The 14,516-nt window shown below is 60.3% G+C and carries 12 protein-coding genes and 3 pseudogenes; 4 read left to right on the top strand and 11 right to left on the bottom strand.

Annotated elements, in window-relative coordinates; all coding sequences use genetic code 11:
- From N554_RS0126800 to N554_RS0126790, 3 genes are read right to left on the bottom strand one after another with little or no spacing between them, the layout of a single operon-like run.
- On the bottom strand, nucleotides 1–1,101 hold the full coding sequence (locus N554_RS0126800; RefSeq protein WP_029586316.1) for a CgeB family protein: 1,101 nt from the start codon (nucleotides 1,099–1,101) through the stop codon (nucleotides 1–3).
- Nucleotides 1,098–1,751: a histidine phosphatase family protein gene (locus tag N554_RS0126795; RefSeq protein ID WP_245283720.1), complete on the bottom strand. Its 654-nt coding sequence runs from the start codon at nucleotides 1,749–1,751 to the stop codon at nucleotides 1,098–1,100. Before N554_RS0126795 ends, N554_RS0126800 begins: the two co-directional genes overlap by 4 nt.
- A complete protein-coding gene (locus N554_RS0126790) occupies nucleotides 1,702–2,796 on the bottom strand; it encodes an inositol-3-phosphate synthase (protein ID WP_029586314.1) in 1,095 nt (364 codons plus the stop codon). Before N554_RS0126790 ends, N554_RS0126795 begins: the two co-directional genes overlap by 50 nt.
- Nucleotides 2,797–3,161: 365 nt before the next feature.
- Between N554_RS0126790 and N554_RS0126780 the strand changes: the two genes are divergently transcribed.
- The 4 genes and pseudogenes from N554_RS0126780 to N554_RS0126760 all read left to right on the top strand — a co-directional run bounded on the left by N554_RS0126780 (nucleotide 3,162) and on the right by N554_RS0126760 (nucleotide 6,520).
- Nucleotides 3,162–3,656, top strand: a complete 495-nt coding sequence (locus tag N554_RS0126780; RefSeq protein WP_036054219.1) for a DUF4142 domain-containing protein — start codon at nucleotides 3,162–3,164, stop codon at nucleotides 3,654–3,656.
- 27 nt (nucleotides 3,657–3,683) lie between these two features.
- Nucleotides 3,684–4,628 (top strand): glycosyltransferase family protein, encoded by a 945-nt coding sequence (locus N554_RS0126775; protein WP_245283719.1) that lies wholly within the window; start codon nucleotides 3,684–3,686, stop codon nucleotides 4,626–4,628.
- Between the two features lie 517 nt (nucleotides 4,629–5,145).
- Nucleotides 5,146–5,274, top strand: a pseudogene (locus N554_RS38860) (DUF2243 domain-containing protein); the annotation flags it as partial.
- Nucleotides 5,275–5,569: 295 nt separating this feature from the next.
- A complete protein-coding gene (locus N554_RS0126760) occupies nucleotides 5,570–6,520 on the top strand; it encodes an alpha/beta fold hydrolase (RefSeq protein ID WP_029586309.1) in 951 nt (316 codons plus the stop codon).
- A 52-nt stretch (nucleotides 6,521–6,572) separates the two neighbouring features.
- On the opposite strand, the pseudogene N554_RS42345 reads toward N554_RS0126760, so the two are convergent.
- The 8 genes and pseudogenes from N554_RS42345 to N554_RS0126725 form a co-directional block, all read right to left on the bottom strand.
- A pseudogene (locus tag N554_RS42345) lies at nucleotides 6,573–6,730 on the bottom strand (DNA ligase); the annotation flags it as partial.
- Nucleotides 6,731–7,562: 832 nt separating this feature from the next.
- The gene (locus N554_RS42340) at nucleotides 7,563–7,985 is read right to left on the bottom strand and encodes a hypothetical protein (protein WP_371259526.1); all 423 of its coding nucleotides are present in this window, start codon (nucleotides 7,983–7,985) and stop codon (nucleotides 7,563–7,565) included.
- Between the two features lie 9 nt (nucleotides 7,986–7,994).
- Nucleotides 7,995–8,216, bottom strand: a complete 222-nt coding sequence (locus tag N554_RS0126745; RefSeq protein WP_029586308.1) for a hypothetical protein — start codon at nucleotides 8,214–8,216, stop codon at nucleotides 7,995–7,997.
- 139 nt (nucleotides 8,217–8,355) lie between these two features.
- Nucleotides 8,356–8,583, bottom strand: a complete 228-nt coding sequence (locus tag N554_RS40350; RefSeq protein WP_156042121.1) for a hypothetical protein — start codon at nucleotides 8,581–8,583, stop codon at nucleotides 8,356–8,358.
- A gap of 509 nt (nucleotides 8,584–9,092) precedes the next feature.
- Nucleotides 9,093–9,209 (bottom strand): annotated as a pseudogene (locus N554_RS43175) (Ku protein); the annotation flags it as partial.
- Between the two features lie 115 nt (nucleotides 9,210–9,324).
- Entirely contained in the window at nucleotides 9,325–9,867 is a 543-nt protein-coding gene (locus N554_RS0126735) for a recombinase family protein (protein ID WP_036054211.1), read from the bottom strand.
- 59 nt (nucleotides 9,868–9,926) lie between these two features.
- Nucleotides 9,927–10,673: an SDR family oxidoreductase gene (locus N554_RS0126730; protein ID WP_029586305.1), complete on the bottom strand. Its 747-nt coding sequence runs from the start codon at nucleotides 10,671–10,673 to the stop codon at nucleotides 9,927–9,929.
- A gap of 754 nt (nucleotides 10,674–11,427) precedes the next feature.
- Nucleotides 11,428–13,167: a Spy/CpxP family protein refolding chaperone gene (locus N554_RS0126725; RefSeq protein WP_245283717.1), complete on the bottom strand. Its 1,740-nt coding sequence runs from the start codon at nucleotides 13,165–13,167 to the stop codon at nucleotides 11,428–11,430.
- Between the last annotated feature and the right edge of the window lie 1,349 nt (nucleotides 13,168–14,516).

Raw genomic sequence — 14,516 nt, 5'->3', positions numbered from 1 at the left:
TCAGGCCTCCGCGGGAATGAGAACGCAGGGTTCGGCAACAGATGGAAGCTCGAGCAGTTGGATCAACTCCGCGGCGCGTCGGCTGGAGCTATGCTCTTCGAGGGTGCGCTCCCGGGCGCGCCGTGCCATCGACGATAACTGCTGATCGCTGGCTCCCAGCGCAGCGATCACGTCGGTTGCGGACCCAGCAAGAATGATCTCTTCGCCCGGACTAAAGAATGCGTCGAGTCCTTCCCAGCGATCACTGATGATCGGCGCGCCGCAGGCGGCGGCTTCGAACAGGCGGCCGGACGGGCACCACCCCGTCTCAGCCATCGCGCGGCGCGTGACATTAAGCGTCAGCCGTGACGAGCAGAAGAACGCGGCGTGTTCCGCTGGCGGCAAATGGCGGACAAAGTACATGTTCGAAGACCATGGAAAGTCCTGTGGATATTGGGCACCGGCAATCAGAAATCTCCGATCAGGCTGCAATTGAGCAGGCGACACCAGCAAGGCTTCGAGCGTGCGCTGACGATCTTCCGAATATGTGCCGATATAGGAAAGGTCGGCGCGATAATGCGGTAGCGGCTGGACCGGACAATGCACCCCAGGATCGACATGACCGTAGAGCGGAGCGACGTGCCTTGCACCAAGCCGGGTGCGGAACTCATCAAGCGCCCGCCCGCCGCTATAGCTCAGCACCAAATCGAACCCATGAAGGGTCGACGAACTGATGTAGGCCACGCGCTGACCAGCATCGAGAAGAGCCAGTGTAATCGGGGTATCCAGATCGTAAAACACCCGCAGCGCATGATTTTGGCCAAGAACGAGGTCGGTTGCGGCGGAGCTGTCCGGACAGTACGAAGTGATGATCGCAACATCAGCGTCGGCGACGTCGGCTGACGCTTGCTGCCGCACGCAATCCCAATCAGCGTACAATTCCAGCCGGCCTCCCGGAATGTGGTCGAGATCCCGCATATTCGCATAGTAAGGAACGTCTCGTTCGTAGAAGACAATGTCGTGTCGCATTTGTATCAGTGCCTTGCACAGCCCTCGCCAAAGCGTGGCGTGCCCGTTGCCCCAGGACGAACTGATCGTCAAACCAAAAATCACGATCTTCACACCGTCACCTCACCGTTCACACAAGAGACGTGCGTGCGCGCTCCATCAACAGTTATCGTGCTGACGCTCGAAGCATCGATTTGAATAGAATAGAAGAGATCGAGCGGTATCTTCAGATGATACATCAGCGCTGCCCGGATCGGCTCAGCATGGCTTACGATCACGACAACGCCTTGCAAGCCTCTGAGCTGCTCGATATGCCTGACAACCCTCTTCTGCAGCGCAGCCATGGTTTCGCCGCCTGGCGGCGGCGTGCTGCCCCGTTTCTCATTCCATGTTTGCCAGGCCTGGTCAGGTGCGAGGTCAGCGAAATTGACGCCGGTCCACCGCCCCATGTCGATTTCATCGAAGGCGGACACAATTTCCACGGCCACGCCGCATCTGGCTGCGATGATGCCGGCCGACTGCAGCGCCCTCCGCTGCGGGCTTGATTGCACCGCCAAGGGCGCAGTCCGCTCCATCACTTCGGCTATCACGCTCATTTGACGGCAGCCGAGTTCGTCCAGTTGCACTCCCGGCATTCGGCCGCAGAGCACGCGACCCAAGAGGGAGTGATGACCATGACGAATGAGATGGATATGCGCGGTCACATCACAGCCTTCACACGTCGCCTTCGATGAAGCGGTGGGTCCGATCGCGAGCTTCATCATCTGTGAACTGCTGGGGCGGAGACTTCATGAAATAGCTGGACGGCCCGACTAACGCGCCTCCCAGCCCCCGATCCATTGCCAACTTGGCGCAACGGACCGCATCAATCACCACGCCGGCGGAATTTGGAGAATCCCAGACGTCCAGCTTCAGTTCGGCACTGAGCGGCACGCCGCCGAACGCCGTCCCTTCCAGACGGATGTATGCCAGCTTTCGATCAGTCAGCCACGGCACATGGTCACTTGGGCCGACATGGATATTGTCCGGCTCGAGTGGTACATCAAACTGGCTGGTCACCGCCTGGGTTTTGGAAATCTTCTTTGACTTGAGCCGCTCGCGCTCGAGCATGTTCTTGAAATCGGCATTTCCGCCAAAATTCAGCTGATAGGTGCGATCGAGTCGTACGCCGCGGTCGCGAAACAGGTTTGCCAAGACACGATGCATAATCGTGGCGCCAACCTGGCTCTTGATGTCGTCACCTATCAGCGGAAGGCCTGCACGTTCAAAGCGCGCTCGCCACTTTGGATCCGACGCGATAAAAACGGGTATGCAGTTGATGAATCCGCAGCCTGCCTCCAGCGCGCGTTCCGCGTACCATTCGGTGGCCTTCTGTGAACCGACCGGCAGATAAGACACAAGGACATCGGTTCCAGAGTCAGTCAGCGCCGACGTGACGTCGGCCTCCTCCTCGTCGGAAATCTCGATGTCGTCGCGCACATATTGGCCGATGCCATCCAGCTTTCGTCCCGGCATCACGGTCACGCCGGTAGGCGCGACGTCAGCAAAGCGATGCGTATTGTTTGGGCTCTCCCAAAGCGCGGTCGCAACATCCTTACCGACCTTCCTGGCGTTGACGTCGAACGCGGCCGCGACTTCGATATCCCGAACATGATATCCCCCGACGCTGACATTCATCAGCCCAGGGACCGGCTCGTTAGAGTTCGCTTCGCGATAGTAGCTCAGCCCCTGGACGAGAGAACTGGCACAATTTCCGACCCCGACAATCCCAATGCGGACCTTACGGGGCGGCTGGTGAGGCGTATGCATGTCGGTCCTGCTCGTAAAGGTAAGTTCCCTTGGCGCGAACGTATGATGATCGTGTTCGTTCCTGAGTTGATCCTGACAACGATCGTCATTCGACATTAACGGCGGAAAATCGTGAAATTGATTAACCTATGATAATGGCGACGTGCCCTCCGCTCGGCCGTGACGCTTCCATTTTGATGAAGAAGATGAAGAAGATGAAGACGAGATCCGCGACAGGAACAGAACCATTGGAATCGCTCAAGAGAGCTCTAACAGCCGCTTGAGCGCTCCCGCTCGTTACCGTCTTGCGAAACTGGAACCTCGTCCACACAACAATGTTGAACGGACACTACTGCTGACCGGCAGACCAGACAAAGGAGCTCCCAATGAAACTCGCCTCGCTCGCGGTCCTCGTGATATTTGCTGCCCCTGTAGCCAATGCAGCGGAGAAGCCCAGCCAAGCCTTCCTGAAGAAAGCCCTTCAAGGCAATTACGCTGAGGTTCAGATGGGACAGCTCGCACAACAGAAAGGTCAGAACGATGACCTGAAGAAGTTCGGCAAGATGCTCTCCGACGATCATTCGGCCGCAAACCAAAAAGCCATCGATGCCGCACAGGAGATCGGCGTGACGCCGCCGGATGGACCAAATGCAAAGCAGAAGGCTGATTACGAGAAGATGTCAAAAATGTCCGGCGCGAAGTTCGATCGGCATTTTGCCAGGCACATGGTCGCGGACCACCAGAAGGATATCGCCGAATACAACAAGGCAGCCAAGAAGGCAGACGCCGCCGGCGACTACGCCAAGGGCCAGATCGACGTCTTGCAGAAGCATCTTGATACCGCGAAGTTGCTGAGTTCGAGCGAAACGTCCGGACGCTAGGAGCTTCCCAGGAGGAGCGGAGGCCGCTTGAACTTAACCCTGCACCACGACTGGATCGACGCGCAACGAAGCGCCGATCTTGAGCGCGCATGGGAACTTAGCGATCGGAGTTTGCGAGAGCATTGCGAATCCGGTGCGATCAAACATACAGGCGAGCGTCATTTCCAACGGATCTGGCGAGGCGAGGACCTCAGCGACAAGCGCGTGCTGGTTCGCTGCTACCACGGGCTGGGGGATACCATCCAGTTCATTCGATTTGCCCGGCCTCTGCACCAGATTGCTCGGGAGGTCCTCGTCTGGGCTCAGCCTGACCTGGTAGCGCTACTACGCAAGGTTGACGGCATCGACCAAGTCTTTCCCCTTCACGATGGGACACCGGATTTTGACTATGACGTCGACATCGAGGTGATGGAGCTTGCCCACGCACTGAGAGTCTCGCGAGAGCTTGTCTCGAGCACGGTGCCCTATTTCCCGCGGGATGTATCCGGACAACGGAAGCCAGCTTCGGCGCAATCGTCAATCTCGATCGGACTGTTATGGGAGGTCGGCAATTGGGATCGCCGCCGCTGCGTGCCGCCGCAAATGCTCCGCTCACTCCATGCAGTACCCGGCGTGCGGCTGTTTTCGCTGCAGCAGGGTCCCGGCCGCGCCATGGCAGCTCGAATACCGGCCGACGATATCGCCGTGCCCGATCTGGAAACGTTGGCGACAACGATCTTGAGCCTTGATCTCGTCCTCACGGTCGACACCATGGTGGCGCATCTGGCCGGAGCTCTTGGCGCTCCCGTATGGACAATGCTCCACGCTGATTGCGACTGGCGATGGCCCACGACCGGACGGCGTTCGATCTGGTATCCGACAATGAAACTCTTTCACCAGCAGACGGGCGGCGATTGGACCAAGGTCGTTGAAGATATTGCCGACGAGCTGCGCCGTCGGATCGGAAATGTTCAAAACGTTAGCTGCATTTGATCGACCGCGCTCTATTCATTGGGGCATACAGATCTGCGATAGCCAACAGCATCGTTCAGGTTCAACCGCTTGAGAACAAGTTTCTGTCGGGCAGCAGACAGACGGAGAAAGCGACGCCGCCCTAAGGTTTGCGAAGACGGAGGTAGTTGGGCTGGTCAAACGACAAAATCACAAAGGAAACGGGCTCGCATGACGCAAGTCGCAGTTGGATTCCCGAACAGATTAGTATTCTCCTCGCCCTCGTTGAAAAAGGGGTTTCCGCGGTTCGGGCCTCAACAGTTCTTGGCCGTCCCAAGCTCGCCGTTCAATGAAAGCCCGGCAACTGGGAAAATTATTTCGCGACGTCAGAGAGGTCAAAGCTGCTCGGCTCGGAGGGAGGCCAGCCAGGTAGAGGCGACCGACAGGCGCGCAATTCGCAACCGAGCCCCTTAGTTTGGGTGAACCCGAACGGCGGTTCCAAGCCTTCTAGGAGCTGGCACTCTTGGCTAGTGATCATTCAGAATTGCGGGAGGGCGACCTGTCGCTCAACCAATTTCCTCAGCGCAAGTTCCCCATAGCCGCCGGCATCCTTTTCGGCCTCGGGTTGGGTGGCTTCCTCGATGGCATCGTCCTGCATCAATTGCTGCAATGGCACCACATGCTCAGCCCGTTCGGTCGGAAGGAGCGAGGGCTCCGTTTTGCGGATCAGCGGTTTTAGTCGCGCCTGTAGGTCTTTCGCGGATGCGCTGTCAAAACCATGATCGACTCGCCGGCATATATCAGGTCCTTGCCCGGCGGTCGGTGTTGCCGAGCTTTCGGAGTCCTCGATCCTGTGCAGGAACAACGGCTCCAAGTTCTGGTTATTCCGCAGACTGGCTCGCTGACAGGCGGCAATCCGGCTCGTGAGTTTGATTGAGCCCGCGTCGTGCGTTTGATTGAGCCCGCGTCGTGAGGCCTAGCGAATGTCTACTGCTGAAACCGTCTCCGTCATTGTTGTGGTCGCTCTCATTCTTCTGGCGATCGGGAACATTGTATTCTCAGTCCTGGCGGAACGGAATAACCCACCTATTGGTACCTTTACCGAGTGCGAGGGCGTGCGACTCCACTATCTCGACCGTGGTGATCCCGCGGCTCCCTGCGTAGTGCTGTTCCATGGCAACGGCTCGATGATCCAAGATTTCATGATCAGCGGGCTTGTTGACCTTCTTGCCCGCCGCAATCGTGTTCTCTGCTTTGACAGGCCAGGCTTCGGCTACAGCCAACGCCCCCGCTCGCGTATTTGGACCGCGACGGCCCAAGCGGCTCTGTTCGTGAAGGCTCTTAATCAACTCGGCGTGCGCAATCCTGTCGTGCTGGGCCATTCATGGGGTACGCTGGTCGCCATCGCCCTCGGCGTGCGAAATGACTATCCGATCCGTGGCCTCGTGCTTGCATCCGGTTACTACTTCCCGACCTGGCGTTGGGACGTGTGGATGATGTCAGGTCCAGCGATACCAGTATTGGGCGATCTGGTTCGTTATACAATCGGCCCGATCCTCTCATGGGCCATTCTACCGATGGCATTTCGCAAGCTCTTCGCACCCCGCTCTGTCCCGCGCGACTTCAAGACCCGATTTCCAGCTTCGCTAACGCTCCGGCCCAAACAGTTGAGGGCGGCTGCGGAGGAAAGCGCCTTCCTCATTCCGACGGCCGCGAAATTCCAATCTCACTATCCAAGCATTCAATGTCCAGTCCACATCTTCCACGGCGCAGGGGACCAAATAATCGAGCCCGAACAGGCGCGTTATCTACACCGGGCGCTGCCCGCTTCCGTCCTGCACCTCGTTGAGGGTGCTGGGCACATGGTGACCTATGCCGATGGTGCCGCCATTGCACATGCCGTTAGTGGGCTAACTGCGGTCACTCGCCCATAACGTGGCGCGTCCCGAGAACGCGGGGAAAATGAGAAGCATGAAGACCTTCTCTGATCTGGACCTGGACGCCGTAGCCGTCGAACTTCACTTCATGAACCAGCGCTCGCCGGATGGCACCTTGTGGACCGATGACGCCAGCCCGGGTTCTACGAATCCGGGGTAGATCGCTTTAACGCCTATGGCCGCCGGTTTTTTACGCTGGAACGCCATGCTGACACCCGCGCAACGGAACAGCGATTCAAAAGGCCACATTGGTTTTTACGGCAGGTCCTTCCGCTCTCGATCCTTTTCTTCGCGCCGATACAGGTCCTTTGTGGCCTCTTGCGTCATGTTCTCTTCCGCACGGGTGCGCCCGCGGCTCCGTGAGACGCCATAGGCTAAGATCGATCCGAGTACGCCGACTCCGATGAACCACAGCCATGCCGGGGTATGTGTGAACCCTCCTTCGGCAGTTTCAGGATTGCTGATCAGGTCGGAAGAAAATGCGAGTCTATGAGCCGCGTGCTCTTAATCTTTGACCGAGGCAATACCCGTGGAAACGACTAGGGACAACCACGACACCGTCACCGTGGCGGCCACGCCAAAGTCGCACGCATCGCAACTTCAGAAAAAGCGCGTCCGAAACTCTTGAACACGACGATATGAACCTTTCCAGTCGTCATCCGGGCGACTGACGCCGCTGGCCGCTCGTGCAATTACATCGCTTTCGCCCCGATGGCGCCCCGATCAGCATCAAGGCTGTCGAAGTCGATCAGCCTCTGCAATCCCCCAGCAAGAGGGCGTGATCTGATGCGGCTGCCTCGACGAGGTGACATCCCGCCTATACCGGCATCGATGCCGACGACATCGCCGAAACCGAGGCCAATCACTTGATGAAATGCCCGGTTGTACTCAGTAGTTCGGCCTTCGCGATTTACGGCGGTCCTCGAACATGTGCACGATGACAGCGAGATTGAGATTTTGGAAGCCTGGGAAATGCCGCGCGAGAGGTCATTGCACGGACTCCCGTCAAACCCTTGTCGCCATTCCAACCAAGTCGTCACTATCCCAACCAAGTCGGCGGAAAACTTTTCGCTACCCTCAACGCGGCCGACTCATCGGTTTCCAAGGCAATCTTTTGTGCCAGCATGACGTCGCCCGGGACGAGACGATCTCTCGGTACAAAACACCAGCCAGTTCGCGGCCGACCGAAGTTGTCTAGCTCATAGATGTTCGTCGCCGTTCCGTGGCGTATCCGGTATCGCCTTCCGCTGTGGCAGCCAGTGACGTCGAAATAGTTATGAGCGTCATACTGCGCTAGTTGCTCCGGCGATAGCCATTCCCTCAAAAGTCTGAAACCGCGCACTTCGGCTTCATTCGATCCTAACTCCCGATTCCAACGCCGAATGGCTTGCCTCCGGCGTGAGGCGTCCGCTAGGAGCCGTCGAAGCTGACCGGTAGCGCTGTGCAACAATGTTTCGAACATGAACCCAGTTTAGCCGCCGACTAGCCGGGGGAAAAACAGGGTCTCTTCTGCGGTTGGATCAAACGTGTGTCTCACAATTGGCTCTCCAGAAGGGGTACGAGTTGCCGCTATAAAGCCAGCGCCCGTTAGTTCTTTGAAACGTTGCTCTGCTTTCAAAAGGGCCTTCGCGTCGTTCGCGTCGAAAGTGTGCCGGGTATCGCCGTTGTAATCCATAACGATTTGGGTTGCCATTGCTACGCTCCTTGGTTTCGCGCGAAGGAACGTTGACAATTCTACATTCTAGGAAAAGTTCCGGACAGCTAACCCACAATCAACCTGCGAGAGAGTGCGCAGGCGGCCTTGGGCTTCTATATGACAAACATCCAGGCGCTCAAGATTTCTTTTTGACGTAAAGTTCGAGCCAACGTTTTTCACGGCGAGTGGTCGGTTCGCCCTCGAACACCCACGCGATATTGCCGCTGTCGTCAAAAGGGGGTAGCGCGTCGAGCGCCTCGAATTCGATAGTTTCTTCTGTCGTTAGCCGGGCACCGTCCGTAGACCGCTCCTTCGGACAGAACGTTACAACATTTTTTCTATATTCACTGCGCAGGGACCGCACCTTGGCACCTCCGGCGATAATCGGCTTTTTTTAAAACCATCAAGCAAAATAGAACTTGCCGAAACGCAAGTCAGCGCACGTAACTGGCGGTTTCGTCCAGTCCCACCAAGCTCCACCGCGCGGGTGCTCCCTCGCCATCCTACCGTTGCGCTTCCGCAGAGCAGCAAGAATAGCCGCCTGTAGTTTATGGTCTTCTTGCGTCTCGCCTGAGGGGCCTTGTTGGCCAGGCGTCGGCGATTTGCCAGGCATTGGGGGCTCAGCCCATGGCGCTCTATGCCATCGGTTTGGTGATGACCGTCGGCTGGCCTGTTATAACGGTGTGCTGGACCAAGCCATATCAAGGGGAGCACGGCCCCGCGTTGAGCAGTTCGCAGCGCGTGCCGAGGAACTCGCCGCATAATTAGCACAGGTCAACAGATGCAACCAGACTGCCCGTCGGCACCTCCGGCGGGCGTTGTTTTGCGCGTGCAGGCTGGGCGACGAACCCGCTGCCGCGGACGGCATCACACCAGGGAGTCGCGAATGACCGCGAAGGCGTCGTGGCCGACCTTGCCGTCGGGCACGATGTAGTAGGGGCGAACAAGATAAAGATCGTCTAGTTCGCTCCGCGGCACGAACTCATCAATGAGTTGGCGTAAAGAAAGAGGCCCCCACCCGTTCGACTTCCCCCTTCCCTTGCCAGCGGACATCGCAAGTAGCGTCGCAAGGCGACGCCAAAATTCCCGCCTATAAAAGGGCGAGTCAGTCCCGCAATTGCGTACGTTGGAGCAAATTTCTTACCGAAGACCTGTGCCAAGTGCTGCCGCGCGCAGATCGAATGCTTCGCCGATTTAGCTCTTGTGCAATGGAAGCCAGCGAGAGCGCGCCGGCATTCCGGATCGCCTGGACCAAGGGCATCAGCTTTGCGGCAAATTCATCCGCTACTTGCCCCTGTGCGATGCGGCCGATTGAGTCCGCAACACAAAGGTTTGTCGGGTTGCCCAGCTTTGCGCCGCTCGCCTTCTTCGCCTGCAGCGCCGCTGTTGTTCGCTCCGATATCAGTCGCCGTTCTTTTTCTGCCAGCGCCGCGTACAGGTGCAGCATGAACGGATCTGCATCGCGACCGAGTTCGGCAACAATGAACGGCACCCTTTGAGCCATTAAGCCCGAGACAAACGCAACGTCACGGGAAAGCCGGTCCAGCTTCGAGACGACGATGCTGCACTTTGCCTTCCTGGCTGCAGCCAAGGCAGCCGCAAGCTGCGGGCGGCGATCGAGGGCGTCAGCACCCTTCCTCAGGGCCAAAAGGCTGAGCCAACCGCCGCTGGCTTAGGCTGATAGTCGCTGCCAATCCTGAAGGCCGATCAGAACAACGCGGCGCCATTTGCTCGAAGCCTCTCGCCGGAGAGCCAGCGCGCCTCTGGCCCACAGAGAAAGGCGACCACATCGGCGATGTCGTCCGGCTTAGCGATCCGGCCGAGAGGGGAGCGCTGCGCGGCCGCCGCACGCCCGGCTTCGGTGCTCAGCCCAAGGTAAAGCTCGGTCTCTGTCGCGCCGGGGCAAACGGTGTTGACCACGATGCCGCGCTTGCCCAGCTCCTTTGCGGCCGTTTGGCCGAATTGCTCCAGCGCACCTTTTGTACCGGCATAGAGCACCGTATTTTCGTAACCCACCGCGGTCATTGCCGCGGAAATACTCACAATCCGACCGCCGTCGGCCATTCGCGACGCGGCCTGCTGAAAGGCAAAGAACGCGGCCTTGACATTCACGGCGATGGTTTTTTCAAACTCGACCTCTGTCACCGAGCTGATCGGCGCGAAACGCGCAACGGCCGCGTTGTTGACGAGGATGTCCACGCGTCCGAATGCGGCGAAGGTTGCGTCGAACAGCGCGCGCACCGGTGCCTCACCGTCCAGCAACGCCTGCACGGCCAGGGCGCGGCTGCCCTCGGCCTCGATAGCGGCGACCGTCTCCTTTGCAGTGGCGTGGTTGCGGGCGTAGTTCACGACGACTGACGCACCTTGGCGACCGAGCGCACGTGCAATGGCGCTCCCGATGCCGCGTCCGGCGCCCGTAACGATCGCGACCTTGCCCGAGAGTCTTGCCGGCATGTAGCATTCCCCCTTCTAGCCAGAGCGAAAGCAGTAGCATTGGCTTGAGGCCGATTACAACGGCGTCACTGCGGGCGATACGCACCACAGATGGCGGTTGCCCGCTCTCAAGACGCTGTAGCCCATACCCCCGGCCGTCCTCGCCCGCGAAAGCGGGCGATTCAGTAATCCGAAACGACAGTGATGGAACTGAAAAGCCGCGGCGTACTGGATACCCGCTTGCGCGGGGTATGACGGTCTTTATGCGGATCACCGACCTAACGGCCTGAGGCTTGCGGAGGCCGCTTCAGTTGGCGGCTGCCCGATACTCTTCAGTTTCACGACGTCAGCAATCCATGGTCGCGCATCTCGTTGTCGTGGTTGGCGGGGACGACCGCAGCCAGGCTGAGAGCCGTGACTCGAACGGACAGTTTCATCTTTTCGCGGCCGGACGCCAGCCCAGGGAAGGGTGCGTCGTTACAGAAACGCGCCAAGCCGTTTAGGGTCAATCGCGTCATTCTGAGGGTGCGCCGATGACTTCCGGTCTACCCCGATAAACAGATATTCTCAGCGTTCGTCGGCATGTCTCAAACGTGCCAAATTCAGACGTCCCGACCAACTCAATTGATGATCGGCAGCGCCATCAATTCGGAATGAAGTCCGCCAACAACGCCACGGGAGAACAGATCGACAGACGGAATTGAGCAGACTGCTCTCGAACAAAAACAAAGGGCGCGGCCCACGACCCCCATTTGCATTTCGGGTGACGTTGCGATCAGGGGCCCGCGAACTGTCCCAGCGTATTGAAGCGGGCCTTCTGCTCGCTGCTCAACGTGGCATAGAACTCGTCCAACGCCGGCTGCACCAGCTTGGCGGCCTGCAGCATGGCCTCGAGCCGCTTCTCCATCGCCTCCAGCCGTCCCACCGGCGTGAGCGGCACGTCGTCCGGGCAGGCAGCTTGCAGCCCTTGAACAGCCTTCGCCGTCGCCTCGCTCAGGCGGTCGAGCGCTTCCTTTTGCGTGCCCGCCGGGCGTATCACGGTCTCGATCCGTTCGATCGGCAGGTTGGTCAGGCTGGACTTCGGATCGCCGCAGGTATCGGGCTGCGCGCTCGCCTCCTGCTGCGGCTGCTGTTGCGAACGCTCACCGATATTGGGGCCGAGCGCGTTGAAGCGTGCCTGTTGCTCGTCGCTGAGCGAGTTATAGAATTTCTCCAGCGCCGGCCGCACGATCCGCACGGCCTCGAGCGTAGCGCTGATGCGATTCGTCATCGCCCGCAGTCGACCCGGCGGCGTCATCGCGTACGAGTCGCTGCAAGATTCCTTGAACACATCGGCAGCCTTTGCGGCCGCGCTCCTCATCTCGTCGAGCAATGCGCTCTGCTCGGGCGTCGGTTGTACAGCCTGCACGATCGAAGCAAACGGCCAGGCGGTGACGCCCTTTTCCGGATCTTCGCACAGCTGCCGGAGGGCCCGTGGGCTCACGCCCAGACGTTCGCGCACGCGAGAACCGGTGGTTACGCCGCCGGGCTCCAGGTACTCAGTCGCGCCTCCTCTGGCGTAGGAGGAATAATATGGACTCTCCGCGCCCCAGAACACGGTCTCGACCAAGTCGTCGTAAGCGTAGGCCCAGTAGCCGCGGTCGTACGCGTAGGGCCAGAACGTGTAATTGAAAATGTCGGAATAGGCATAAGGCCAGAAGACGGGGCCAAGCCACGGTACAAACGCCGCGCGCAGGCCGCGCTTCCAGGCGTGGCGATGAGCCCAGCCGTGGTGCCGGCCCTCCCGTGCCGCAAGGATCAGCGGATCGGCATTGCTGCGGAAGCGCTCAGCAAATCGTCCGCGTGCGGCCGCCTGCGCCGCGGCAGCGACGGCGGGGCGCGCAGCCGACGGCTGTATTCCCAAGAGCTCCTGACGAGCCAGAACGCGCTGCTGCACCAGTTGCTCGCGCTGCAGCAGGCGTTGTTGTGCCTGCAGCAACCGCTGCTGCGCGCGTTGCGCGCGCAGGCCTTCCGGCTGTTGCGACTGCAGCTGCTGCACGCGCTGCTGCAGCCGATCGATGCGCTCCTGGTGCTGCACGCTCTGGCGCGGGAGCATCTCGCGCTGCCGTTGCTCGGCGATTTGCTGGAGCTGCTGCACGCGCCGCTCGCGCTCGAGCAGGCGCTGTTCTGTCTGCAGCAACCGTTGCTGCGCACGTTGCGCCTGCGGACCTTGCGACTGCTGCGCCTGCAGCTGCTGCACGCGCTGCTGTAGCCGATCAATGCGCGCCTCGCGCGCCACATCACGTTGCTGCACGCGCTGCTCGCGCTGAAGCAGGCGCTGTTCTGTTTGCAGCAACTGTTGCCGCTCGCGTTGCGCCTGCGAACCTTGCGGCTGCTGCGCCTGCAGCTGCTGCACGCGCTGCTGCATCCGATCAATGCGCTCCTGGCGCTGCACGCTCTGGGGCGGGAGGGTATTGCGCTGCCGCTCCTCCGTGGTTTGCTTCAGCTGCTGGATGCGCTGCTCAGGCTGTTTCACGCGCTGTTCGATCCGCTCCTGTTGCGGTGGGCGCCCGCTTGCAGCGGGCGGTGCGGACGGGCTCGGACTCACAGCGGGCGGTGGGCTCGGGCTTGGCGGTGCGGCGATTTGCGGCGGCGGACGCGGCGCTGCGGCCGGCTGCTGCGGCGGCGGAGTCGGACCACGGTCGGGTCGTGGGGCTGCAACGGGCGGTGTGGCCGGGCCCGGCGGTGCGGCGATCTGCGGCGTCGGACGCGGCGCCGCGGCCGGCTGTTGCGGCGGCGGAGCCGCGGGCCGCGCCATTGCGGGCGGCGGCGCTGGACGCGCCATCGCGGGAGGCGGTGCGGGACGCGCCATCGCGGGAGGCGGCGCCGGACGAGCCATCGCGGGGGGCGGCGCTGGACGCGCCATCGCGGGAGGCGGCGCAGGACGCGCCATGGCAGGAGGCGGCGCAGGACGCGCCATGGCAGGAGGCGGCGCAGGACGCGCCATGGCAGGAGGCGGCGCAGGACGCGCCATGGCAGGAGGCGGTGCCGCGGGTCGGGCCGCGGCCGCAGGCGGTCCAGGCCTTTTTAGCTCCTGGGCAGACGAGCCCACGCTCGCCGCAACCGTCGAAACGCTAAGAAGAATTGCTGTAAAGCGATAGCCGAGTGCAAGCATGATCGTCGCTACCTGCTAGCTCTTTGGTCGCCCGCTAGTCTCAACGCCCGAGCGCAGCAATCGATCTGTGATTGTCATTGCGGCTTTGCGACGCAGGGTGACGGGTGAGCATAAGCCGCTGAAGAATCTGCGGCGGCGCCGTGACATGTTCAGACGGCGAAAACGCAGCGCGCGCGTGATGTCTCGTATGAACCGGTATCGGTCAAGCGAGCCGGTCAAGTCATCCAGTGAGACTCCCTCTTGAGGCCCGCGATTCACTTGTGGTTTGCGTTTGCGGCGAATGACTGCTCAGGGTCAAAAGCGTCGATTTGACCGCGCGCCAATCACTTCCGCTCTACCCCGATAAACAGACATTCTCAGCGTGCGTCGGCATGTCTCAAAGGTGCCATGTGTGGACGGCTCCGAGTTGGCAAGAGAAATCTTCACGTCGCAGGCTTGGTCGGTGCTGCCATGTGTTCGGCCTGTAGATGCGGTTCACATGACCGCTGGCCATAATGCCCTCCGCGGATCAGGTCCCGGTCAACAACACGCATTCGACGATGCGATGGCACAAGTGGGTTGTCCTGATCGCCGGATCGACCGGCTCTGCATTACGTGCTGTTCGCCCTCCCAACCTTCACCTCACGCCGATTGACCGGCGCGATCTCGTTTACGCCGCCAGCGCGACGGGTTGCTTGTAGCGCTCGCCCTTGGCCATCATGGCCCAGGCC

It is taken from the genome of Bradyrhizobium sp. URHD0069 (assembly GCF_000701345.1).
Lineage (GTDB): Bacteria > Pseudomonadota > Alphaproteobacteria > Rhizobiales > Xanthobacteraceae > Bradyrhizobium.
This window is presented reverse-complemented; position numbering and strand designations above follow the sequence as displayed.